This window comes from Paractinoplanes globisporus DSM 43857 (genome assembly GCF_000379645.1).
GTDB classification, from domain to species: domain Bacteria; phylum Actinomycetota; class Actinomycetes; order Mycobacteriales; family Micromonosporaceae; genus Actinoplanes; species Actinoplanes globisporus.
The window spans coordinates 1-22,464 of the sequence record NZ_KB903298.1 but is presented as its reverse complement, the minus strand read 5'-3'; the positions used below and the strand labels follow the sequence as shown (position 1 = coordinate 22,464).

21 protein-coding genes and 1 pseudogene are annotated in these 22,464 nt (G+C 70.7%); 11 read left to right on the top strand and 11 right to left on the bottom strand.

The genetic code is table 11. The annotated features are described in order from the left end of the window. The first annotated feature begins 12 nt into the window (after window positions 1-12). The gene (locus A3CQ_RS0112075; protein WP_245577198.1) at window positions 13-366 is read left to right on the top strand and encodes a RidA family protein; all 354 of its coding nucleotides are present in this window, start codon (window positions 13-15) and stop codon (window positions 364-366) included. Between the two features lie 19 nt (window positions 367-385). Here the strand turns inward: A3CQ_RS0112075 and A3CQ_RS63615 are convergent, their stop codons facing one another. Both A3CQ_RS63615 and A3CQ_RS52490 read right to left on the bottom strand, forming a co-directional pair. Further along, entirely contained in the window at window positions 386-514 is a 129-nt protein-coding gene (locus A3CQ_RS63615) for a hypothetical protein (protein ID WP_020511193.1), read from the bottom strand. 219 nt (window positions 515-733) lie between these two features. Beyond that, window positions 734-1,306, bottom strand: coding sequence for an SGNH/GDSL hydrolase family protein (locus tag A3CQ_RS52490; protein ID WP_020511192.1), 573 nt, complete (start codon window positions 1,304-1,306; stop codon window positions 734-736). 76 nt (window positions 1,307-1,382) lie between these two features. Between A3CQ_RS52490 and A3CQ_RS57285 the strand changes: the two genes are divergently transcribed. Further along, window positions 1,383-4,319 carry an AfsR/SARP family transcriptional regulator gene (locus A3CQ_RS57285; RefSeq protein WP_020511191.1) on the top strand — a complete coding sequence of 979 codons (2,937 nt, stop codon included), beginning with the start codon at window positions 1,383-1,385 and terminating at the stop codon, window positions 4,317-4,319. Here the strand turns inward: A3CQ_RS57285 and A3CQ_RS0112055 are convergent. From A3CQ_RS0112055 to A3CQ_RS0112045, 3 genes are read right to left on the bottom strand one after another with little or no spacing between them, the layout of a single operon-like run. Further along, complete coding sequence (locus A3CQ_RS0112055; protein ID WP_020511190.1) at window positions 4,316-5,338, bottom strand: hypothetical protein; 1,023 nt, start codon at window positions 5,336-5,338, stop codon at window positions 4,316-4,318. The genes A3CQ_RS57285 and A3CQ_RS0112055 overlap by 4 nt on opposite strands. Then, window positions 5,335-5,898, bottom strand: coding sequence for an RNA polymerase sigma factor (locus A3CQ_RS0112050; protein WP_040432268.1), 564 nt, complete (start codon window positions 5,896-5,898; stop codon window positions 5,335-5,337). The genes A3CQ_RS0112055 and A3CQ_RS0112050 overlap by 4 nt, the downstream gene beginning before the upstream one ends. A gap of 2 nt (window positions 5,899-5,900) precedes the next feature. After that, window positions 5,901-7,004, bottom strand: a complete 1,104-nt coding sequence (locus A3CQ_RS0112045; protein ID WP_020511188.1) for an MFS transporter — start codon at window positions 7,002-7,004, stop codon at window positions 5,901-5,903. A gap of 47 nt (window positions 7,005-7,051) precedes the next feature. Here A3CQ_RS0112045 and pdxR point away from each other — a divergent pair, with 47 nt between their 5' ends. Further along, on the top strand, window positions 7,052-8,440 hold the full coding sequence (gene pdxR / locus A3CQ_RS0112040) for a MocR-like pyridoxine biosynthesis transcription factor PdxR (protein ID WP_020511187.1): 1,389 nt from the start codon (window positions 7,052-7,054) through the stop codon (window positions 8,438-8,440). Between the two features lie 43 nt (window positions 8,441-8,483). Then, the gene (locus A3CQ_RS0112035) at window positions 8,484-10,067 is read left to right on the top strand and encodes an AMP-binding protein (RefSeq protein ID WP_020511186.1); all 1,584 of its coding nucleotides are present in this window, start codon (window positions 8,484-8,486) and stop codon (window positions 10,065-10,067) included. Here the strand turns inward: A3CQ_RS0112035 and A3CQ_RS62050 are convergent. Continuing rightward, the gene (locus A3CQ_RS62050) at window positions 10,064-10,234 is read right to left on the bottom strand and encodes a lipase family protein (protein ID WP_020511185.1); all 171 of its coding nucleotides are present in this window, start codon (window positions 10,232-10,234) and stop codon (window positions 10,064-10,066) included. The genes A3CQ_RS0112035 and A3CQ_RS62050 overlap by 4 nt on opposite strands. A 67-nt stretch (window positions 10,235-10,301) precedes the next feature. Between A3CQ_RS62050 and A3CQ_RS0112025 the strand changes: the two genes are divergently transcribed. Beyond that, on the top strand, window positions 10,302-12,860 hold the full coding sequence (locus A3CQ_RS0112025; protein WP_051115227.1) for an AAA family ATPase: 2,559 nt from the start codon (window positions 10,302-10,304) through the stop codon (window positions 12,858-12,860). Here A3CQ_RS0112025 and A3CQ_RS0112020 read toward each other — a convergent pair. Further along, complete coding sequence (locus A3CQ_RS0112020) at window positions 12,857-13,390, bottom strand: CGNR zinc finger domain-containing protein (RefSeq protein ID WP_020511183.1); 534 nt, start codon at window positions 13,388-13,390, stop codon at window positions 12,857-12,859. The genes A3CQ_RS0112025 and A3CQ_RS0112020 overlap by 4 nt on opposite strands. Before the next feature lie 39 nt (window positions 13,391-13,429). On the opposite strand from A3CQ_RS0112020, the gene A3CQ_RS0112015 reads away from it, so the two are divergent. Next, the gene (locus A3CQ_RS0112015; RefSeq protein ID WP_040432245.1) at window positions 13,430-14,377 is read left to right on the top strand and encodes an EamA family transporter; all 948 of its coding nucleotides are present in this window, start codon (window positions 13,430-13,432) and stop codon (window positions 14,375-14,377) included. 4 nt (window positions 14,378-14,381) lie between these two features. After that, window positions 14,382-14,723 (top strand): VOC family protein, encoded by a 342-nt coding sequence (locus A3CQ_RS0112010; RefSeq protein WP_020511181.1) that lies wholly within the window; start codon window positions 14,382-14,384, stop codon window positions 14,721-14,723. On the opposite strand, the gene A3CQ_RS0112005 is transcribed toward A3CQ_RS0112010, so the two are convergent. The 3 genes from A3CQ_RS0112005 to A3CQ_RS63610 form a co-directional block, all read right to left on the bottom strand. Further along, window positions 14,720-15,613: a class I SAM-dependent methyltransferase gene (locus A3CQ_RS0112005; protein ID WP_020511180.1), complete on the bottom strand. Its 894-nt coding sequence runs from the start codon at window positions 15,611-15,613 to the stop codon at window positions 14,720-14,722. The two genes, A3CQ_RS0112010 and A3CQ_RS0112005, sit on opposite strands and share 4 nt — an antisense overlap. Before the next feature lie 389 nt (window positions 15,614-16,002). Then, window positions 16,003-16,836: a replication-relaxation family protein gene (locus tag A3CQ_RS62685; RefSeq protein WP_026205614.1), complete on the bottom strand. Its 834-nt coding sequence runs from the start codon at window positions 16,834-16,836 to the stop codon at window positions 16,003-16,005. A gap of 76 nt (window positions 16,837-16,912) precedes the next feature. After that, entirely contained in the window at window positions 16,913-17,050 is a 138-nt protein-coding gene (locus tag A3CQ_RS63610) for a replication-relaxation family protein (RefSeq protein WP_020511179.1), read from the bottom strand. 616 nt (window positions 17,051-17,666) lie between these two features. On the opposite strand from A3CQ_RS63610, the gene A3CQ_RS60700 reads away from it, so the two are divergent. After that, the gene (locus tag A3CQ_RS60700; protein WP_157295738.1) at window positions 17,667-19,742 is read left to right on the top strand and encodes a P-loop NTPase; all 2,076 of its coding nucleotides are present in this window, start codon (window positions 17,667-17,669) and stop codon (window positions 19,740-19,742) included. 34 nt (window positions 19,743-19,776) lie between these two features. On the opposite strand, the gene A3CQ_RS60695 is transcribed toward A3CQ_RS60700, so the two are convergent. Beyond that, on the bottom strand, window positions 19,777-20,235 hold the full coding sequence (locus tag A3CQ_RS60695; RefSeq protein ID WP_157295734.1) for a hypothetical protein: 459 nt from the start codon (window positions 20,233-20,235) through the stop codon (window positions 19,777-19,779). Window positions 20,236-20,506: 271 nt separating this feature from the next. Here A3CQ_RS60695 and A3CQ_RS63905 point away from each other — a divergent pair. The 3 genes and pseudogenes from A3CQ_RS63905 to A3CQ_RS52470 form a co-directional block, all read left to right on the top strand. Then, window positions 20,507-20,728: pseudogene (locus A3CQ_RS63905) on the top strand (hypothetical protein); the annotation flags it as partial. Between the two features lie 119 nt (window positions 20,729-20,847). Continuing rightward, window positions 20,848-21,192: a DUF2254 family protein gene (locus A3CQ_RS52475; protein WP_281171462.1), complete on the top strand. Its 345-nt coding sequence runs from the start codon at window positions 20,848-20,850 to the stop codon at window positions 21,190-21,192. Window positions 21,193-22,026: 834 nt separating this feature from the next. Further along, a partial coding sequence (locus A3CQ_RS52470) for a cellulose binding domain-containing protein (RefSeq protein ID WP_211216564.1) occupies window positions 22,027-22,464 on the top strand: 438 nt, incomplete at its 3' end.

Sequence of the window (22,464 nt, the reverse complement as noted above, 5' to 3'; positions counted from 1 at the left end):
CCGGTGGACGGCGTGTATCCAGCGACCGACGACTACGCCCACGCGATGGAGGTCCGCGGCGCCGAGCGGCTCCTTTTCGTCGCCGGAACGATGGGTCTGCGCCGAGACGGCACGGCCGGCACGACACTTGCCGAACAGCTCGACCTGGTCTGGTCGAACATCCGGGCAATTCTCGCGTCGGCCGAGATGAGCGTCGACAACATCGTCCGTGTCACCAGCTACCTGACCGACGTCTCCTACGCCGAAGCCAACGCCGCCGCCCGCGTCGCCGCTCTCGGCGGCCGGGTCGTGCCCACCACGGCGATCGTCGTCCAGACGCTCGTGGACGACTGGCTGGTCGAGATCGAGGTGGTGGCCGCGGCGTGAGAGGGGCGTGTGGCGGCGGTCAGGCGGTCTGGGCCGGGACGGGGTGGCCGAGCATTGCGCAGAGCGCCCCGGTCTGGAGTGTGTGGGTGGCCCCGTAGAGGCTCGGCGAGGTGCCGAACTCCGCCCACAGCTCGGTGGTGACCGGCATGGTCGCCGTGCGGTGGCCGGTGCGGTCGGTGGCGTTGAAGCCGGCGCCGCTCCACAGGCCACGGCCAGGGCGAGCCGCGGCATGGCCGGCGCGAGCAGACCCACCCCGAGAACTCCGAGCGCGGCCGCGGCGAACAGCCGCTGGGTGCGCAGCACGCCGACCGCCACCATGAGCGGCGCCAGCGGGCACGACAGCAGCAGACCGGACACCACCGCGGTGCTACCTCGGGGCGGAGATGATCGTCAGCCGGTCGAGCAACGCCTCCGCGACCACCGCGTGCCCGCGCGCGTTGATGTGCAGCCCATCCGCCCCGAGCACATCGGAGCGCCGGGCGGCCTGATCGGCGAAGCTCACGTGGACGCCGCCGTGGCCGAGCACCAGCCGCTCGGTCAGGTCCCCGAGCTCCCGCAGCCGCCCCGCGACCTCGGCGCCGAGCGTCGCCGTGAGGTCGAAGCAGCCCATGGTCACCACCAGCGCCCCGGCCCGGCTCAGCGACCCGATCATGAGCTCCAGCTCCGCCGACACCCGATCGGGCCGGAACGAGCGCTGGGCCGCGTCGTTGGCGCCCGCGGTGACGAACGCCAGGTCGGCCCGGAAGGTCAGGGCCGGATCGAGCTGGCCGGCCCGGATCTCCGCCGCCAGGGCGCCGGAAACCCCGAGATTCAGGTACGCGCCGGGCGCGAGCGCCAGCACGACCCGCTCGGCCCAGGTCCGCGAGGGGTACCCGTCGACCGGGTCCCCCCGATGCACGGCGATGCTGTCGCCCAGCACCGCGATTCGTCGAAAGGTCATGCGGCGGACCGTAGGCGGCCGGTCTTGAAGATTTCTGACACGAGGACTACGGGACAGCACGTCGTAGAGTCCACCTGTGACCGACGTCCGGTTGCGGTTGCTGGGGCCGGTGGAGCTGCACGTCGACGGGGTTGACGTGCCGCTGGGCCCGGCACGGCAGCGCACGGTTCTGGCCGCGCTCGCGGTCGACGCGGGCCACCCGGTCCAGATCGACACGATCGTCGACCGGGTCTGGGGCGACAGCCCGCCCGGCCAGGTGCGCACCGTCGTCTACAGCTACGTGGCCCGCCTGCGCCGTGCCCTGCGCGGCGCGGCCGTGGCCCGCCGCCACGGTGGCTACGCGCTCGACATCGACCCCGCCTGCGTCGATCTGATCCTCTTCGACCACCTGGCCCGGCGCGGCGAGTTCGAGGCGGCGCTGGCCCTGTGGCACGGCCCGGCCCTGGCCGACCTGACCGGCGAGTGGGTGACCCGCACCCGCGACCAGGCCGCCCAGCGCCGCCTCGACGCCACGGTCGGGTGGGCGCGAGCGCGGCTGACGGCCGGCGACGCCGCCGCCGTGATCGACCGGCTGCGGCCGATGGTCGAAGAGCACCCGCTGGTCGAGCCGCTCGCCGCCGTCCACATCGAGGCGTTGCACCGGGACGGCCGCGCCGCCGAGGCCCTGGACCGCTGGGCGGCCGTGCGGCGCCGCCTGGTCGAGGAGCTCGGCACCGAGCCCGGCCCGGCCCTGCGCGAATTGCACGGGCTCATGCTGCGCGACGAGCCGGCCGCCCCCAGCACGCTCCCGGCCGACACCAGCGCGTTCGTCGGCCGCCGGGCCGAGATCGCCCGCCTCACCACGGCCGGCCCGGGCGTTCAGGCGATCGCCGGCATGCCCGGGGTGGGCAAGACCGCGCTCGCCGTGCACGTCGCCCACCGGCTGCGCGGCGCGTTCCCCGACGGCCAGCTCTTCGTCAACCTGCACGGGCACACGGCCGGCCGCCCGCCCGCCGACCCCGGGGACGTGCTCGCGACCCTGCTGACCGCCGACGGCCTCGATCCCCGGCGGCTGCCGTCCGGTGTGGACGCCCGGTCGGCGCTGTGGCGCTCCCGGCTCGCCGCCCGGCGCATGCTGGTCGTGCTGGACAACGCGGCCGGCAGCGCCCAGGTCGCCCCGCTGCTGCCGGGCGCGCCCGGCTGCCTGGTGCTGGTCACCAGCCGCCGCTTCCTCGGCGACCTGCCCGCCGACGCGGTGCCGGTCACGCTGGACGTGCTGGCCGCGGACGACGCCGCCGAGATGTTCCGCCGCCTGGCACCGGCGGAGAAGCAACCCGAGGAGCCGGCAAAAAACGCCGAGCTGGTCGCCGCCAGCGGCCGCCTGCCGCTCGCGGTCGCCCTGCTCGCCCGGGTCCTGCGCCGGCACCGCGGCTGGACGGTCAGCGACCTCCTCCGCGAGACCCGCGACCGCCTGCTCGACGTGACCGCCGAGCACGCCAGCATCGCCGCCGCCTTCGACCTGTCCTACCAGGGCCTGCCGCCGGGCCGGCAGCGTTTCTTCCGGCTGCTCGCCCTCCACCCCGGCACCGAGTACGAGCCGGAGGCCGCCGCGGCCCTCGCCGGTGCGACCAGAGCGGACGCCCTCACCGAGCTGGACGCCCTGCACGGCGACGGCCTGCTCATCGAGATCGCCCGGCACCGCTACTCGATGCACGATCTGATCCGGGCGTACGCAAGCTCTCTGACGACCCCGGACCCGGACGCGATCGCCCGGCTGATGGATTTCTATGCCGGCGCCGCCGATGGAATCGGCCGCCTGCACCGCCCGGGTCGGACGACGCCGGCGGCGACCAGGACACTGGCCTGGCTGCGCACCGAGCGCGCCAACCTCCTGGCCTGCCTGGACGCGGCCGAGGATCCACCACGGATCGTCCGGCTCACCGCCGGCCTCGCCGAGCTGCTGCGCCGCGACGGGCCGTGGAGCGAGGCCCTGACCAGGCACGATCTCGCCGTCGAGCACGCGAGCGGCGTCGAGCGGGCGAACGCGCTGGTCGACCGGGCCACCGTGCGGCGGCTGACCGGCGACTACCGGGGCGCCGAGCGCGACGCCCGCGCGGCGCTGGACATCTACCGCGACGGCGGCGAGCGGCTGGGCGAGGCGAACGCGCTGACCGTGCTGGCGAAGGCACTCTCCCGCTCGGGCGGCTACCCCGAGTCGATCCCCGTGCTGGACCGGGCGATCGCGACCTATCGCGAGCTGGCCGACGGCCCGGGCGAGGCGGGCGCGCTGGTCGAGCTGGGCATCGCCCGCGGCATGACCTCGGATCTCGAGGCCGCGAAGGAGCTGGTCGGGCGGGCGCTCGACCGCTATCGCGAACTGGGCGACCGTCCCGGCGAGGCCTACGCGCTGCGGATCCTGGGCATCACGCACGGCCGGCTCGGCGATTTCGCCGGGGCGCACGACCTGCTCACCGGCGCGCTGCGCCTCTATCAGCGGCTGGGTGAGCGCCGCGGCGCGGCGCTCACCCACAACGACCTCGGCCGGGTCGAGGCCGGCATGGGAGATCTTCCCGAGGCCGTACGCTCGCTGCGCGCGGCCCTGCGCGAGCACCGGCGCCTGGATCACCCCGTCGGCCAGTCGACGGCCCTGCTCTACCTCGGCTCGGCGCTGCGCCGCACGGGCGACCTGTCCGGAGCGGCCACCGCCCTGCACGAGGCCCTGCACCTCAACCGCGAGATCCACAACCGCAGCGGCGAGGCCTGGGTCCTCAACGAGCTGGGCGCCGTGCACCGCCTGTCGGGCGACCTGGACCGTGCGCTGACCGCCCACCGGGAGGCCCTGGCCGTCGCCGACCAGGTCCCCAGCCCGTACGATCGGGCATTGTCCCTGGCCGGTCTGGGCCGCTGCGCCCTCTCCCGAGGTCACCGCCACGAGGGAGCGGCGCAGCTGCGCACGGCCCTCGGCATCTTCCGCCGGATCGGCGCCGCCGAGGCCACCGAGCTCGCGGCGGAGGTTGCCGGGCTGCCCGCCTAGGGGCAGCCGAGTGCCTGCCGATAACCCGCGGGCGGATCGCCGGCCGCGGTCTTGTCGGCCATCTCCCAGAAGACCTCGGGATAGTCGCCCGCGGCGTTCATCTGCTGGAGGACCTTCCACTGGTGGCTGCCGAGCAGCGCGTCCGCGGCCTTCTGCCGGGCCGCCTTGTCGCCGGCCTTGTCCGCCCGGATCCACTCCTCGATCCAGCCGCAACCGACCCGGGCAGCCACGGCCGCGCCGAACTGATACGGATCGTTGGTGCCGACCGCGTTGAGAGCCGCCTTGTCGAACTTCGGCGGCAGCGGCACGCCGTCGAGCGCCTTGGTGGCGGCGGCGTCGGCCCGGCCGGGGGTGACGATCTCGGGCGGCATCGCGGCCAGCCAGGTCGCGACGTCGACGCGGGCGACGTGCGTCAGCACCTTGTCGAAGTCGTTCCGGGTCCAGTGGCCGCCGGTGCGCAGCTCGGCGTAGACGCCGTCGCGCGGCCGCAGGAGCAGAGCGAAGTCCTCGTCGCTGTAGGTGAAGACGTTGCCGGGCCAGCCGTCGACCTCGCCGGGCTTCGGCGGGCTGACCTCGAGCCGGTCGGCATAGCGACTCTGGTAGTCCGAGGCGGGATACCAGGTCATCTCCAGGTCGCGGCCGTCCTTGCTGAACCCGGTCGTGCCGGTCTGCTCGGTGAAGCCGTAGACGGTGGTGATCTTCCAGCCCGGCTCCTGGATGAGCAGCCGCGGGTTCTGCTCGGCCGCCTTGAGCACCATCGCCGACCAGTCGCCGGTCGCGGTGGGGGCGGGTTTCGCCTCCGGGCGGTCGGCGGACTGATGGCGGACGACGGCCGAGACGGCGAGCACGCCGATGAGGGCGGCGGCCGCGGCTACGGGTGCGATCAGGCGGCGCCGCCAGGACGCCGGGGCACGGTCGACAGACATGATCTCCTCGAGAAGGGTCTGGTCGGCCCCGTCGAGGCGCCCGATGGTCTCGCGACGGTAGGGATCGGCATCGCGGAGCTGGTCGTCGATCATCGGCCCTCCTCGGGGACGGGTGCGGTCAGGACGTCGAGCACATGTCCGGGCAGCGCCGGATCGTCACCGACGAGTTGGCGGAGCCGGGCGCGGGCGCGGGACAGGCGCGTACGCACCGCGGCCGCCGAGACGTCGAGGACGGCGGCGGCCTCCCGGGGCTCGAGCCCCTCCCAGACCGTGAGCATCAGGACCTCCCGATCGAGCTCGCCGAGCCGGGCCAGCGCGGCCCGGACGGCGAGGCGTTCCGGCACCTCGGTCGCGGGATCGGGCGACGACTCGGACAATCGCTGCCGCAGCCGCTGGCCTAGCCGTTCCCGGCGTACTCCCCCGCGGTGGTGGTTGGCGAGGACCCGCCGGGCCACCCCGTAGAGCCAGAGACGGGCCTCGCCCTCGGCCGGGATCTCCCGGCGCCGCCGCCACGCGACCAGGAACGTCTCGGCGACGACGTCGGCCGCGTCCGCGGGCTGCTCGACCCGGCGCAGGGCGTAGGCGAGCAGCGGCTCGAAGGTGGCGGCGTAGACCCGCCGGAAGTGTTCGTCGTGGTCGGTCCCGGATCTCACGTTCACCCCATGTCCGGCAGTGCCCTCATCGTGACAGGGGTGACCCGCTCGTGACGGGCCAGGGCCAGAGCGGGAAGCATAGTGACCGCGGTGAGCAGGAACGCTCCGGAGAAGCCGGCGACCGGGACGATGACCCCGAATCCGATCGCGCCGGCCGCCATGCCGAGGTCGTAGGCGGCGTTCCAGACCGCGCTCACCCCGCTGTACGCCGACTGCGGCACCCGGGCGTACATCATGCTCAGGGTGACGTTCTGCAGGATGCCGAACCCGGCGCCGAAGGCGGCCGCGCCGAGCAGGACCGCCGCCGCCGAACCGGTCAGCGCGAGCGCGGCGGTGCCGGCGACGGCGAGGACGACGCCGGGGATGAGCAGGCCGGACTGCCCGCGGCGGTCGCCGATGCGACCGGCGATCCAGCGGGCCGCGGTGCTGACGGCGGGCTGGACGAACAGGACGATCGGGGCCAGCGAGGCGGGGATCGCCAGCGGCAGGAAGGTGACGATGACACCGGCCGCGGAGGTGCACGCCGCGAAGACGACCGGAAGGCGCCATCCCGGGCTCGCGGTCCGCTCGGCCTCGGCCGGCGGCACGTCGACCTTGAGGAAGGGCAGGGCGGCGAGGGCGAGCAGCGGCGCGACGGTGGTGACCAGGAAGACCGGCCCGTAGCCGTAGCGGTGGGCGGCCCACAGGCCGAGCGGGAGGGCGACGAGCGAGCTGACGCCGCTGACCAGACCCACGAGGGCGACACCCTCACCCCGGCGCCGCGCCGGGACCAGCAAGGCCGTCAGCGCGCTTCCGGCCACGACCGCGATCGCAAAACCCATTCCGCGTACGGCGTTCGCCGCGACCAGCGCCGCCGGAGAGGTGAATCGGAGGAAGGCCAGGGTCGGCACGCCGAGCAGGACGAGCCCGGCGGCCAGCGCCGCGCGGTAGCCCAGCCGAGCCACGATGCGCGGGGTGAGCAGCTCGAACAGGACGGTCGCGACGAGGAACGCGCCGGTGCTCAGCCCGGCCGCGGCGGCCGACGGCGCGACCAGCGGGATCACGGCGAGCGGCAGGTAGAAGCCGAGGGCGGAGCCGGCGATCGGGGCAAGTGCGGCGGTCTTCATGCCTTCGACGCTAGGAGCGAACCGGACCACTGATAAGGTCCAATCCCATGGCGATCGAGTGGGCCGGTTGGGGACCGCAACTGCTGATCGCGATCGATCGCGACTCGAAGACGCCGCTGCGGTCGCAGCTGGAGCAGCAACTGCGGGCGGCGATCCGGGACGGGCGGCTGGCGGCCGGGGAGCGGCTGCCGTCCTCGCGGGCGCTCGCGGCGTACCTCGGCCTGTCGCGCGGGCTGGTCCAGGAGTGTTACGCGCAGTTGCAGGCCGAGGGCTACCTGACGGCGCACACCGGCTCGGCCACCCGCGTCGCGCCGACCACCGCCGCGACAAGTCCGGCCATCTCGCTCAGAAGGACGCCGAAAGCGCCAGAACTGATCGCGGACTTCCCGGTCGGCGTGCCCGATCTGCGGCTGGCCCCGAGGCAGGACTGGGCGTGGGCGATCGCACAGGTCTGCCGGACCGCGCCGAACGCGGCCTTCGACTACGGTCCGCCGGGCGGCGATCCGCACCTGCGCGAGGTGCTGGCGGCCTACCTACGCCGGGTGCGCGCCGCCGAGGCGTACGCGAACCAGGTCTTGATCTGCACGGGCGTGGCGCAAGGGCTCGGCCTGATCCTCCGGGTGCTGGCCGAGCACGGGCACGATCGGGTGGCCTTCGAGGATCCGGGCGCGGTGCGGACCGTGCGGGACGCCGCCCGCAGCGCCGGCATCGACGCCGTGCCGGTGCCGGTCGACGAGCACGGGATCGACGTCGACGCGCTGGCCCGGGGCGATGCGCGCGTCGTCGTGGTCACGCCGGCCCATCAGTGGCCGACCGGCGTGGTCATGGCGCCGTCGCGGCGGCACGCGCTGCTGGCGTGGGCCCGCACCCACGACGGCATCGTGATCGAGGACGACTACGACGCCGAGTTCCGGTACGACCGCGACCCGGTCGGCGCCTTGCAGGGCCTCGCGCCCGATCGCGTCGTGTCGCTGGGCACGGTGAGCAAGTCGCTTGCGCCGGCGCTGCGGCTGGGCTGGGCGGTCGTTCCGGGCGCGCTGGCCGACGACGTGATCGCGGCGAAGGCGATCGCCGATCGCGGCACCTCCGGGATCGACCAGCTCGCCCTGGCCACGCTGATCGAGTCCGGCCGCTACGACCGGCACCTACGGCGGATGCGGGCCGTCTACGCCCGGCGGCGCGAGATCGTCTCCTCGATCGTCCCCGGCGTCACCGGGCTGGCGGCCGGCTTTCACGCGGTCGCCCACCTGCCGGCCGGATCGAACGAGACCGAGACGATCGCGGCCGCTCGCGAACGCGGCGTCGGCATCTACGGGATGAGCGAGAACCGTGCCGACGGCTCCCCCGACCCGGCGTGCCTCGTGCTCGGCTTCGGCAACACGTCGGAACAGGCCATCGAGGCCGGCCTGCACGCGATCGCCGACCTGCTCGCCTGACGCTTTCCAGAAATTCGCAAGGCCGCCGCCGCACGCTGCGACGATGACCGAACTTTCGTACGCCCACGGGACGTCGCACGAACCGCTGCTCGGCACGACGATCGGGGCTCTTCTGAGAATGACGGCCGAGCACGTCGGCAACCGGGACGCGCTGGTGGACGTCCCCAGTGGCACCCGGTGGAGCTATCGCGAGCTGGACGACCGGGTCGACGTGGTGGCGCGAGGACTGCTCGGCCTGGGCGTGGCCAAGGGCGACCGGGTCGGGATCTGGGCGCGCAACCGGCCCGAGTGGGTGCTGGTGCACCTCGCGACCGCCCGGATCGGCGCGATCCTCGTGACGATAAACCCCGCCTACCGTACGGATGAGCTCCGTTACGTGCTGAAACAGGCGGGGGTCGGGCTGCTCGTCGCGGCCGAGGAGTACCGGGCGATGGTGCGCGAGGCGGGCCACGACCCGACCGTGTTCCTCGGCACCGACTGGGCCGGCCTGATCGACAAGGCCGTGCCGGCGGCGCTGCTCGCGGACCGGGAGCGGGAGCTGTCCTTCGACGACCCGATCAACATTCAGTACACGTCGGGAACCACCGGCTTTCCCAAGGGAGCGACGCTGTCGCACCACAACGTGCTCAACAACGCCCGCTTCGTGGCCCGTCGGCAGGGCTGGACGGCGGCCGACCGGGTGTGCGTGCCGGTGCCGTTCTACCACTGTTTCGGCAGCGTGGTCGGCACGCTCGCGGCGATCACCCACGGCGCGTGCGTGGTGATCCCGGCGCCGTCCTTCGACGCGCGGGCCACGCTCGCCGCGGTCGAGCTCGAGCGTTGCACCGCGCTCTACGGCGTGCCGACCATGTTCATCGCCGAGCTGGCCGAGCCCACGTTCGGCGACTTCGACCTGTCCAGCCTGCGCACCGGGGTGATGGCCGGCTCGCCGTGCCCGGTCGAGGTGATGAAGCGGGTGGTCGCCGAGATGGGGATGACCGAGGTGACGATCTGCTACGGCATGACCGAGACGTCGCCGGTGGCCACCCAGAGCCGGCGGGAGGACGACCTCGAACGCCGGGTGTCCACGGTGGGCACACCCCTGCCGCACGTCGAGGTGAAGATCGTCGACCCGGCGACCGGGCTGACCGTGCCGCGCGGCGAGCCGGGCGAGTTCCTCACGCGCGGGTACTCGGTGATGCTCGGCTACTGGGACATGCCCGAGCGCACGGCCGAGGCGATCGACGCGGGCCGCTGGATGCACACCGGCGACCTGGCCGTGATGGATGCGGCCGGCTACGTCTCGATCGTGGGCCGGATCAAGGACGTGGTGATCCGCGGCGGCGAGAACATCTATCCCGCCGAGGTCGAGGAGTTCCTGTACACCCACCCGGACATCCAGGACGTCCAGGTGATCGGCGTCCCGGACGAGCATTACGGCGAGCAGGTGATGGCCTGGGTGATCCCCCGGGCCGGCGCGGTGGCCCCGACAGCGGCCGCGTTGCGCGACTTCTGCCAGGGCCGGATCGCGTCGTACAAGATCCCGAGGTTGGTGAAGGTGGTCGACGCCTTCCCGCTCACGGTGACCGGCAAGATCCGCAAGGTCGAGATGCGCGAGCAGTCGGTCCGCGAGCTGGGTCTCGGCTAGCCCGCCGACCGCACCGCCTGCTCGATGAGGTCCGCCGTCTCGCCCGGGTGCGAGATCATCGCGAGGTGACCGGCGGTCACCTTGTGTCCGGTGGCCTGCAGCCGCTCGATGACGCCGCTCCAGCACGAGCCGTCGGCCCATGCGCCGTGTACGAGAACGATGTTCATGCGAGTCACTCTGCGCCTGTGGATCTCGGCCGGGCATCCGTATCCTGACTGCACTTGGGGGGATGCGATGGCGGGTGGGTTGGTCGGCCGCGACAGCGAGCTGTCGCAGTTGTGTGGTCTCGTCGACCCGCCGCCGATGCAAAGCCAGGTGCGGGTGCTGCTGGGCGCGCCGGGCCTCGGCAAGACGGCCCTGCTCGCGGCGGTGACCGGCCGGGCCCGGTCGACCGGCCTGCGGGTGCTGACGGTCGCCGGGCGGGAGTCCGAGCACGACCTCGCGTACGCCGGGCTGCACCAGCTGCTGCGGCCGGTGCTGGCCCGGGTTCCGCGGCTGCCCGGGCGGCAGGCGCAGGCGCTGCTCGGCGCGTTCGGCATCGCCGCCGAGCCGGTGCCGCCGGACGCGCTGCTGACCGGGATCGCCGTGCTCACCTTGCTCTCCGCGCTCACCGAGGACGGGCCGGTGCTGGTGGTCGTGGACGACCGCCAGTGGCTCGACCGGGCCTCGCTGGACGCGCTCACCTTCGCGGCCCGCCGGCTGGAACTCGAGCCGCTGGTGCTGTTGCTGGCCGGCCGCCAGCCGATGGCGGACGATCTCCCCTCGCTGACGGTCCGGCCGCTGGTCCCCGCGGCCGCGGCCCGATTGCTCGACGCGCAGCCCCTGCCGCCGCGTGGCGCCGCCCGGGAGGTGGTGCTCGGGCAGGCGGCCGGCAACCCGCTCGCGTTGATCGAACTGTCCACAGTGCTCGCCGCCGATCCGGCCGCCGCCCGGCGGTGGGTCTCCGAGCCGCTGCCGCCGACCGAGCGGCTCGCGGCCGAGCTGTCGGCCCGGGTCGCGTCGCTGCCGGCGCCGGCGCGCGAGGCGCTGCTGCTCGCCGCGGTCGCCGACGACCCCGCGGTGGCCGGCCTCGCGCTCACCGCCGCCGAAGAGGCGGGGCTCATCCGGGTGGACAATTCCGGGGTCCGCTTCCCGCATCCCCTGGTGCGGGCCGCCGTCTATCACGGCGCGCCGTTCGCCGACCGGGCCGCCGCGCACCGGCGGATCGCCGCGACGCAGCACGCGCGGCCCGATCGGCGGGCCTGGCATCTCGCGGCGGCGGCGCTCGAACCCGACGAACGGGTGGCGGCGCTGCTCGAGGAGACCGCCGAGCAGGCCCGGCGGCGAGGTGGCGCGGCCGCGGCGGCCCGCGCGCTGGACCGGGCCGCGACGCTGAGCCCGGCCGAGGCCGACCAGGTCCGGCGCTTGCTCGCGGCGGCCGCACTCGCGCAGACGGCGGGGCAGGCCGATTGGGTACGCGAGCTCGCCGACCGGGTGCTCGCGCTCACCGACGACCCCGCGGCGGTCCGGGCCGCGCGGGAGCGGATCGGATGGGCGCAGGTCTGGGCGGGGCAGCACGCGGCGGCGCTGGATTCGCTGCTGACGGCCGGATCGCCGGCCGCGCTCGCGTCCGCGGCCACGGTCGCGTACCAGTCGGGTGCGCCCGAGGACCGGGCGGCGGTGCTGCTGGCCGTGGACCGGATGGCGGCGCCGCCGGCGGCGCTGCGGCAATGGGTGCGGGCCTGCGCGGAGTCGTTCGCGGGCCGCCTGCCGTTCGCGAGGACCGACGGCGACCCCGTGATCGCCGGTTGCTCGGCGTGGCTGCTGGAGGAGACCGATCTGGCTGTACGCCTGCTGCGCGAGGCGCTCGAGCGATTGCGGGCGCCGGGCACCCGGGGCGGCAGCGGCGGGGCGCTGTCGGCCCTGCAATGGGCCTGCTTCGACGCGGGGCGCTGGGACGAGGCGCTGGCGGTCGCCCGGGAGGCACGGGACCTGGCGGCGGCCTACCGCCTCGGACCGGTCGCGGCGTCGGCCGACCTGCTCGTGGCGACGGTGTCGGCGATGCGCGGCGAGTACGCGGAGGTGCACGGCCTGCTGGCCGGGGCGATGACCGACGAGTACCGCTCGGCGGCGGCGCGGGCCCGGCACACCGCGGGCATGGTCTCGCTGGCCCAGGGCAACTTCGCGGCGGCGTATGCCCAGATGAGGCACCTGTTCGATCCGGCGCCGCTGCATCACCGGGTCTCCTACCTGGGCCTGGCCGACCTGACCGCGGCGGCCGAGCGGACCGGGAACCGCCGGCCGGTCGAGCGGGCCCTGGACTCGGTGCCGGCGGACTGCGGTCCCCGGCTGCGGCAGATCGTGGGCCGGGCGCGCGGGTTGCTCGGCGACCCGGCGGCGTACGAGGCGGCGCTGGCCGACCCGGCCGGGGAGCGCTGGCCGCTCGAGCGGGCGCAGCTGCGGCTCGATCACGGCGAACGGCTGCGCCGGCAGCGGCGGATCAACGACGCCAAGCCGGTGCTGGCGGCTGCTCTCGAGACGTTCCGGCGGCTACGCGCGCAGCCGTGGACCGCGCGCGCCGAGGCCGAGCTGCGCGCCTGCGGGGTCCCCACGCCGGCCCGGCCGGACGCGGACGCGCTGGCCGAGCTGACCGCGCAGCAGCGGGAGATCGTCATCCTGGCCGGGCACGGCCTCACCAACGGGGAGATCGCCGACCGGCTGTTCCTGTCGCCACGAACGGTCGCGTCGCATCTCTATCGGTCCTATCCGAAGCTGGGCGTCGCCGGGCGGCACCAGCTGCGCGACCTGATCTAACTCCGCTTCCTCGCCCGGTACGCGGCGACCGCCACCCGGTTCGCGCAGGTCGTGCTGCAGAAGCGGCGGGAACGGTTACGGGTCAGGTCGAGCACGATGCCGTCGCAGGTGTCGTCGGCGCAGACCGCGAGGCGGGACATCTCGTCGCCGCGGACCACGTCGGCCATCGCCATCGCGGTCTCCACCAGCACGCGGCGCACCAGCGGCTCGTCGGCCGACACCGCGTGGATGTGCCAGTCGATGTCGTCGTGCCGCACGAGCCGGGGCATCGCCCGGGCCTCGGCGAGCATCTGGTTGACCATCTCGGCGGCGGTGTCGCGATCGGCACGCAGCAAATTGCGCAGAACCGGACGAATCGCCCGCAGCTCGGCCAGCTCGGCGTCGTCGCGATCGCGTCGCCCGGTGTAGCGGTGCCTCGCGTACCAGGCGTCGACCTCCTCGGTGGACAACAGGGTGTCGGGATCCTCCCCGCTGTTCACCAGCTCGACCGCGGCCAGCAGCGCGGCTTCTGTGTCATGGGCTAAAAGCACCTTGACATATTACCCACGAAGTCCATAGCGTCATGAGCTATGACGCAGATAGCCAATGACAGGCCCACGGTGCAGGCCGCACCGGCCGTCGGCGGCGGCGTGCTCCTCGCCGTCGTCTCCGCGACGACGTTCGGCCTCTCCGGCCCCCTCGCCACCGGACTGTTCTCGACCGGGTGGAGTGCGGGTGCGATCGTTCTCGCCCGCATCGGGCTCGCCGCGATCGCCCTGGCGCCGTTCACGGTCGCCGCGCTGCGCGGCCGGTGGGGCCTGCTGCGGCGGCAGGCGGGCCAGATCCTGGTGTACGGGGTTCTGGCCGTCGCCGGAGCGCAGTTCTGCTACTTCTCCGCCGTCGCCACCATGGACGTCGCCCCGGCCCTGCTGATCGAGTACACGGCGCCCGCCGCCGTGGTCGCCTGGCTGTGGCTGCGCCGAGGGCAGCGCCCGAGCCCGCTCACCCTGGCCGGCGCCGCCATCGCCGCCGTCGGCCTGGTGCTGGTGCTCGACCTGGTCTCCGGCGCCCACCTGGCCTGGGCCGGCGTGGCGTGGGCGCTGGCCGCGATGGTCGGCGCCACGGCGTACTTCCTGATCTCCGCCGACACCGGCACCGGGCTGCCCCCGCTCGCCCTGGCCGGGGTGGGCCTCACGGTCGGCGCGCTCACGCTCGGGGTGCTGGCGGCGACCGGCCTGCTGCCGATGCACGCGTCCACGGCCTCGGTGGCGTACGCGCCGGCCACCGTCTCCTGGTGGGTGCCGCTGCTGCTGCTCGGCCTGGTCACGGCCGCCCTGGCCTACGCGACCGGGATCGCAGCGAGCCGCCGGCTGGGCTCCCGGGTCGCGTCGTTCGTGGCCCTGCTCGAGGTCGTCGCCGCCGTCGTGTTCGCCTGGCTGCTGGTCGACCAGCTGCCCGGCCTGGTCCAGCTGGCCGGCGGCCTGCTCGTGATCGGCGGCGTCGTCGCGGTCAAGCTGGGCGATCGCGCTCTAGCATGATCTCATGACCGTCGACCTGTTCGCCGGGATCGCCGTCGCCGACTACGCGGCGGCGCTCACCTGGTACGAGAAGCTCCTCGGCACACCGCCGGCGTTCTTCCCGAACGACGTCGAGGCGGTGTGGGAACTGGCCGAGCATCGATTCGTCTACATCGAACACCGCCCGGACCGCGCCGGCCACGCCATGCACACCCTGTTCCTGGACGACTTCGACGACCGCATCGCGGGGATCGCCGCGCGCGGCCTCACGCCGGCCAAGGAGGAGACGTACGAGAACGGCGTCCGGAAGACCACCTACATCGACCCGGACGGCAACGAGATCGGTTTCGGCGGCGGGCCGCTCTAGCTCGCTCTCAGCTGGAAGTGCCAGAGGAAGGCATTGGGGGTCTCGCTCCAGGCGCCGCCGTACGCCGCCGGGGCGATCTCCAGCAACGACCACGGCCACAAATCCCAGACGTCCGTACGGATCTCTGCGGCCATCGGCTCGTCGGTGCGGCCGATCGCCCGGCGCGGCTCGACGCAGCGGCGAACCTCGAGTCCGTGCGGCAGGGCCGCGCCGAGGTAGTCGGCGGCCCGGTGCCGGTAGGACGGGATCAGCCGCGGCTCGCCGGCCGGGGTGCGCACGTGCGGCACCGAGCCGAACAGCACCGACTCGTGGTGGACGTCGGTGACCACGAGGTGCCCGCCGGGGCGCAGCACCCGGGCGAGTTCGGCGAACGCGGGCCGCAGGTCGGGCTGGTGGGTGAGGGCGAGCGCGCACACGGCCAGGTCGACGTGGTCGTCGGGCAGCGGCAGCCGGTCGAGCGGCGCCTCGTGGAACTCCGCGCCCGGCACCTTCGCGCGGGCGTGCGCGAGCATGTCGGCCGAGCTGTCGACGCCGATGACCCGGTGGCCGCGGGCGGCGAGATATTCGGCGTGCCGGCCGGTACCGCAGGCCGCGTCCAGGGCGACGCCGGCCGGGAGCGCGTCGACGATCTCGTGGACGAACGGCTCCTCGATCGGGTAGAGCCCGTTGCCGGGCCGGTCGTAGGTGTCCGACCAGGCGCGATAGCCGGTGACCGTGTCGACCGGTTCGGCGGTGACGCCGTCGACGGCCAGCGCCGGGTCGTCGAGCAGCCGCCGTATCTCGGCGATCCGCGCCGCGCCGAACTCGGGGCCGTGCTCACCCCCGTACGCGCGAAGGAGAGCGAGCCCCTCCATGCCGAGCAGGTAATGCAACGGATGCTGATAGGCCACGCCCAGCAAGGTAGGCCCGCCACCCCATCCCTCGCGACGAGTTTTCCGCGCGCCAGTACGGCAACGGCACCTGGTTTGGTCTTCGTCGCGAACCGTCGCAAGGGCCGTCTGACCTCGTATGCGGCTTGACCGAACCGAACCGCGTGACTCGATCGGTCACGGGTTCGAGTCCCGTCCGCCCCACCAGGTGAGGCATTGCGCGAACCGTCTCCGGTTCGGCGGCTTCCGCGGTGGCCCCGACGGTGTCGTCGGGGCCGGGATTCTGAAGACCGGGATGACCTGGTCGTCTTCGGTGAGCCTGATCTCGGCGATCAGTTGTTCGACGGTGGCTTTGCGTTCGGCTGAGGTGCCTTCGGCGATGACGTACGCGAGGTGGTCGCGGACCGGTTTCAGGGTGGTCGGCGATGGCGGGATCGGTTCGTCTTCGACGGCGTCGGTGATTCATCTCGCCGGATGGTCAGGGCGTCGATTTCGGCGCGGAGTTCACGAAGCCTGGATCCGGCGTCGGCTTCGTCCATGGCGCCGTTCTCGAATGCGGTGCGGCAGCGGTCGCGTGCTGTGGTCTTGCTGCTGATGGTGGCTTCGATGGCGTCGAGTTCGGCGCGCCGATCGGCGCGGCTGGCACGGTGGTGGTCTCGGGCGCGGCTGATGGCGTCGGCGATGAGGCGGTTGGCGAGGCCGTAGAAGTCGTGGAGCGCCTTGAGGGTGGCGGCGTCCAGGGCTGGTGCGTCGAGGCCGGGCGCGTCGCAGCCGTGGGCGCCGTATCGGACGCGGGAGTAGCAGGTGTGGTACTGGTAGACCGGGGCCGGTGAGCCGGGCCAGGTCGCGGTAGCCGTCGATCTTGTCCACCAGGCGGCCCAGGGACTCGGTCCCGGCGTCGTACCAGGAAGAACGCGGTAGTGCCGTCCTGGGCCAGTGAAGATGCCATGCCCGTCCGGGCGAACCCTCGGCCGGTACGGCAGCGCCTGCCCATCCACGCGGCCACCGGAGTGGACGTGGTCGGCGAATGCTCCGGCCTGCTGGCAGCGAGCGGCCGACCACCAGCGCCGCAGGTCCGCGTCCAAGTGGGTGCGGGCAAATGCGGCCAGTTGGGTGAAGAACGCGTTGACGCCCAACAGGTGCGGCAGGTTGGCCCGGCTGGTCAACTGCCACCGCCGCTGCCGAGCCTCATTCCGGCGCGGCACCGGCTCACCGCGCTGCGACGCGATCACGTCGGTCCCCACTGTGCGAGAAGCCAGTGGTACGGATACGAGCCGCCGTCCGGTCGTTGCGGCCGGAACCGGCCGACCAGCCGCATCCTCAGCAGCGCCGCAAGCGACGCTGGGCGAAGTCGACCGACGGGAACAGCGCGGCGGCGATCTGCTCCGCGGTCAGCACGCCATGATCAGCGAGCCAGCCCAACAGGACCAGGTGCCGCCCGGTCAACGCGACCTGCACCCGTAGGATCGGCTCACTTCATCGGGGATCACCCCGGTCGCCAGCCACGCCGGCATACGCGCATCCACGCCCCCCGGGGGATCCCCAAGAAGGGGTCAGTCGCAGCGACGCGGTTCGGGCTGTTGGGCCCGCTGAGCTGCGCTGTCAGACCCGACAGCAGGTCCGGTCGGGGGTCCTGGTCAAGCAGGACCCCGCAGATACTCCCGCCCGGACGTCCAACAGGACGGTGGAACCAGCCAAGCTTCGGCGCCCAAGCAGGCGCCAGGGAAGGACATGATCCGAGATCATCAACAACTCCGCAGGCATCGACGGGACGCCAACGACCGACACCGCGCCACCGGCACACGCCTGTGCTCGATCCGGTGACTCGATATGGCGGTCAACCTGCTACGTGAACGAAGCCTGGTCTACACCGTCCCGCAGCGAGGGACCTTCGTAAACCCGAGGTAGCCTGGCTTCTGCTGGTGTCGCCAGCGCAAGCACGAGATCCCCGCGATGAACGCTGTTGCGTTTGCGGCATATGTGGCATCTACGCGAAACTGACGACGATGTGAACAGAGGCCTTGGTTGTGCGCCGTCATGCAATGTGGAACACATTTCGATGAGGAGTGGATAGTTGGATGACGAATTAGAGGGCGTCCATGCCAATAGGCAGGCCATATTGGATAGCCTCTATGATAAAGCTGAAGGCCAGCGCGAGCCGATAGGAATTGCGGATATTCCGGCGCGCGGAGCCTCCGATGCAGAGGTTGCGGCGGCGGTTTCATTTCTGCGCGATGCAAAACTCATCGAGAAGAGCGGGCTTGGGTCAGACATCCAGCTGACCCATGCAGGCATCGTGGATGTCGAGAAACGTCGATCTGAGCTCATCTTCGGAATGAACTCGGCCTCTTGGATTCGGATAGATTCGCACTTTCTTGAACCATATAAGGACAACAGATCGACGGAGGATGCAATTGCTTACATCGATGGTCGGCGGCCGGACTGGGGGGATTGCCTGCCGAGCGTCACACCCCGCCGAGGGGTTGCTCTTGGCATTTTGAAGGATCTCACCAGTCTGGCGGGCGGCCAGGCGTATCGCCCGCGACTTTGGGCAATTCTGGGCGCTACCGGCGAAGGCAAGTCGACCTCCCTTATGCAGGTCATAGTCGATATCGCATTGCTGGAAGGTCCCTTCGTTGTGCTGTGGAGGAAGGTTAAGGGGCGCCTTTCCGCGGACGAGATCGCAAAGCTACCTAAGGACAGAATCTATCTGATCGGTTCCGATGATGGCGAAGAGGTTGCCGGCGAAATTCTCGAAGCGATGCAGAAAACCGGCCGTACCGATGTGCACTACTGCATAGCGGCCACGACAACGGAATGGCAGCGGGTGGGCGCTCGCGCCATGCCCTGGAAGAGCTACTCACAATTCGATGAAAAGCAGCTCAGAGGACTCGATCAAGCAGACGCTGAGCTTATTGTGCGCGTGTGGGAGCAGCACGGTAAACAAGGGTTGAGGGAGCTGGCGAAGGAACCTGACACGACGGCTCGCGCGACAGCGTTGGTTGACGCCACTAAAAAGGAGGCCTCGCACACGGAGGGTGCATTCTTCGGTGGAATGTTGCGAGTGCGCTATGGCGAGTACCTGAAGGATCATATCCGGGAGCTGCTTGGCAAGCTGGTAGGGCGGAAGTTACAGGACGGCGTTCCCTATCCACAGATCTACATGCTTATCGCCGCCGCGCATTCGACTCAGCTTCTGCTAACGCCCGAGATCCTTGCAACCGCCGTAGGTCTCGAGGCCACCACTGTCCGTAGCGTCGCCATTGATCCGCTTTCGGACGAGGCAGTAGTCAGCATGGCTGGTGGTTACGTCTACATGCGTCACCGATTAATCGCGGTGGCGTCTCTGGAGCTGGCCGAGAGTCGTGGAATGAGTATCCCCGAACTTTACACCAGTCTAGTCAGGTCCGCGATAATTGTGGGCCGCCGAAAGTTTGTAGACGGGTTTAGTGATTACGTTCGGTTGCCTCGCCATTTCGAGAAAACTCGCCTCGATGTCGCTATTGCTCTGGCCGAGATGATCAACGTCGAAATGCCAGACAAATTGACTAATATTCACTCTCTAGGGCGTGTGTTACTGCTTGCCGGGAGACTTGAGGCGGCCAGCGCGACTTACCAACGGGCCAGCTCACGGCTAGACAGCATGACAGATGGAGATCACAGGCTTGGACAAGTGCGTCGAATTTACTATTTTGAATGGGGTCATGTTGAGTACAAGCTCGAAAACTATGCAATCAGTTGTTGGCTCAAGGCAATTTCCATCGCGGATCTCGACAGCGAGAAACGACCGGTAGTCTATAGGCTTTCCGAAACGCCTCAAGATCATCTCGAGAGGACTCTTACTTCGATCAGCGCGAATCTTTTGCAACTGCATCAGAGGACCGCCAACGGCGAGTTTCTGGAGACCGCAAACGGGGTCATCGTATTGACACGACGACTCACTCTTTCGGCAGTCGGGGACCGCGTTCAGAAAGCAGTGGAAGACCGGGTCGCCGGCCTGTCGTTGGCTCCAGTGTCTGATATCGCGGCTAAGCTTCTCTTTCGTGAAGGAGTTCGCCTGGCGTTTGAAAACCGAGAGCGCGAGCTGCCAGCTTTGCCGGACGGTCGTGAGCTTGAATTCAGTCAACTCTTCGCTCGGCTTGGGCTATGACGATCCAGTTCCGAGGCGTTTAATCAATTCTGATTCAAGGTTTCCAATCTGGATCATTGCTGATAGCAATGTATTGTCCGTCCGCATCGATCCCGTCGACCTGCAGATCAAATGTGACAATGCTCTTCCACGCTCGCCGACTGAAGCCTCGTTGTTGCAGCAGCCTTCCCTCAATATAGGCGCGATACGTGCCGTTGCCCGGTACGACAACTGGATCCTTCAGCCCGAACTCCAGAATCAAAGACTCCGTTTTTCTGCCAGGGACTGCAAATACGGCAGGCAGCCGGGGAGTGGTAAGTGAATCAGGCAAGACTTCGTGTGTTCCCCGGAGTCTTAGCGACAGCAGCGACGCCTTCTGCCAGCGACTGCCCATCCTCCTCGCAGCCCAATCGGGCCAAAATCCATTCATGGGTTGTGTGAGTCTGACGCGAAGATCGGCTACTACAACAGGCGTCGCGCCATCATTTAGCAGCACCAGAGGCAAGATCAGCACCAGACGCCTTGGGCTGAAGCTAGCAGCGAAAGAGCTCGGCGCAAAGCTTCGGATCTTACCCCGGCGGGCATTGAGCCACCAGAACGACGTGAGAGTGAAGGTCAGAGCGAGACACGCCATCGTCGTGCTGAGAAGAGGCCCGAATAGGGACGGGGTGAGCCAGGTTGGCGCGCCGGGCAGGACCGGCGTCGGACTCGGCGTGGGAGGCATCAACTAATCATCGCAGGACGACCTCTCGCCCGGAGCGTCCGATCAGTTTCGAAGCGGCCGACTGACGACCGCACGGCATGGCTCCGCAGAGTGGCGCCGTAGGCCGGGTCCAGCAGATCAGCCAGCACGCGATTCTGGCCGCAGTGCCGCCGGGCAGTACGGTTCGTCTGGAGACCAGGGGCGGCGCGTATCTATCCGTGATGAGCCGCTCGCACGGATCTGGCCGGGCCCCGGAGCCGCGAACGCTCGCGAAGCGGCCCGACTCATCGCGGAGGCTGTGATCATCGGGGCGACCCGGACGATGCAACAGGACATCGACTTCGCTCTTCGGCAGCTCAACGACACGGTCAGCGCGCACTGTCGCCGGCGGTCAACGACCCGACCACGGCGATCGAGTCGATTTTGCGGGTCTCATCCATCATGCGGCCGCTGGTGCAGGCCGAACTGCCGGCCCAGGCCCACCGCGACGATCGGGGCCGGACCCTGCTCACGCCGTGGGATCTGGACCACGCTGAGTACGTCCGGAGCGCGTACGGTCAGATTCGCCTCTATTCCGGAAGCCACCACCAGGTAGCGCTCACCCTGGTCCGGGTGCTGCGCATGCTGCGCGACGCTCTCGACGACCGCGCCGACCGTGTGGCCACACTCGAAGAGATCGACCGGCAACGGGACGCGGTCATCGACGACGCACGGCGAGCCGTCCTGCCCGATTCGGAACTGACGCCGTTGCGCGAAGCTGCTCGGTAGGCCCAGGAGTGACCGCGCCGGGTTCACGGCATGCGCTTGCTCGAGCCTCGCGAACGGCGGAGCCGTCCGGGCAGCAGTTCCCCGAATACGGTGACGGAGTGGTGCGCATGGTGCAACGTCCGGCCCACGAGTAGGCAGTACCCGAACGGCCTGTCAGCCCTGACAGGCAGTTCTTAGCCGTTGTTCGGCGTTGAAGACATGACGTCTGAGCTGCGCTGTTAGGTGCTGACAGGTTGTGACAGGGCCCGGATCGTTCTTCGGGGTGGGCGGCAGTGCTCTGCGGGGTGCGGGGACAAAGTTCTCTCGCGGAGCGAGCGGGGGATCGTAGGGAGCCGATTGAACTCGATGACGCTACGAGCGCTGGAGTACGCCGAGCACGACGTTTGACGACAAGTCCGCGACGAAGCCCGACGGATTGTCGGAACGCCCAACAACACCTCGCCGGCGGAGTGTCGCAGACGGCTCCCTGACGCGAAGCAGTCCGACTTTGTCGGCCTTCGATCCGCGCGGTCGTCAGCCATGTGCTGGAGACCAAGCGATGCCAGGCTGCCGCCGGCACCGCGCTTCGTCTGCGGCGTGCGCGGATGGGGCGCCGTCAGGTTTGCGCAGCTCGATGACGTGCGCTCGGCGCCACAGCCGGCGCGCCACAGACGGTGACGCCGGAACGGGACGGTGGTCTTCGCTCAACCTTGCCTTGATCGACGAAACAGAAGACGTCGTCTCGGGCTGACCAGATACCACCCAACCGGGCNGTGGTGCATCGATGTTCGNCTATGTAACGCTTCGCGAGGGCCTTGCCGCAGGAGCCGGGCCGGGATCGACGAGGGAGCGGTCATGGCGGTATCCAGGCGGGCGACTCTGGCAGCAGGTGGGATCGCCGCGGGAGCGAGCCTGCTGACGGCCCTGGTGATGGCACCGCTGGTGGTCGGCACCGCGGCGGCGGCCGTCGGCGGATGTAGCGCGATCGCGGCCATCCAGTCCCAGTGGGGCAGCGGGACGGCCGGGGGCGAAATCGTCACCGTCACTGTCGCCAACACGTCCACGCAGGCCGCCACCAGGTGGACCGTGACCTGGNCCGCGACCGGTCAGGTCGTCTCGGCGTGGAACGCCACGGTCAGCGTCTCGGGCGGCACCGCCACCGCGGTCGACGCCGTGTACAACGGCTCGCTGGCCCCGGGTGCCTCGACGACCTTCGGCATGCAGCTAGCCGGTACCGGCGCGGCGCCGGCCATGAGCTGTGCCAACGACGCGGTACCGCCGACGTCCGGCTCG

Bases quoted from the DNA above. Each gene is read 5' to 3' on its own strand.
- A3CQ_RS63615 (WP_020511193.1), bottom strand. From the start codon at position 514: ATGCCGGTCACCACCGAGCTGTGGGCGGAGTTCGGCACCTCGCCGAGC.
- A3CQ_RS52490 (WP_020511192.1), bottom strand. From the start codon at position 1,306: ATGACCTTTCGACGAATCGCGGTGCTGGGCGACAGCATCGCCGTGCAT.
- A3CQ_RS0112055 (WP_020511190.1), bottom strand. From the start codon at position 5,338: ATGATCGACGACCAGCTCCGCGATGCCGATCCCTACCGTCGCGAGACC.
- A3CQ_RS0112045 (WP_020511188.1), bottom strand. From the start codon at position 7,004: ATGAAGACCGCCGCACTTGCCCCGATCGCCGGCTCCGCCCTCGGCTTC.
- pdxR (WP_020511187.1), top strand. From the start codon at position 7,052: ATGGCGATCGAGTGGGCCGGTTGGGGACCGCAACTGCTGATCGCGATC.
- A3CQ_RS0112035 (WP_020511186.1), top strand. From the start codon at position 8,484: ATGACCGAACTTTCGTACGCCCACGGGACGTCGCACGAACCGCTGCTC.
- A3CQ_RS62050 (WP_020511185.1), bottom strand. From the start codon at position 10,234: ATGAACATCGTTCTCGTACACGGCGCATGGGCCGACGGCTCGTGCTGG.
- A3CQ_RS0112025 (WP_051115227.1), top strand. From the start codon at position 10,302: ATGGCGGGTGGGTTGGTCGGCCGCGACAGCGAGCTGTCGCAGTTGTGT.
- A3CQ_RS0112015 (WP_040432245.1), top strand. From the start codon at position 13,430: ATGACGCAGATAGCCAATGACAGGCCCACGGTGCAGGCCGCACCGGCC.
- A3CQ_RS0112010 (WP_020511181.1), top strand. From the start codon at position 14,382: ATGACCGTCGACCTGTTCGCCGGGATCGCCGTCGCCGACTACGCGGCG.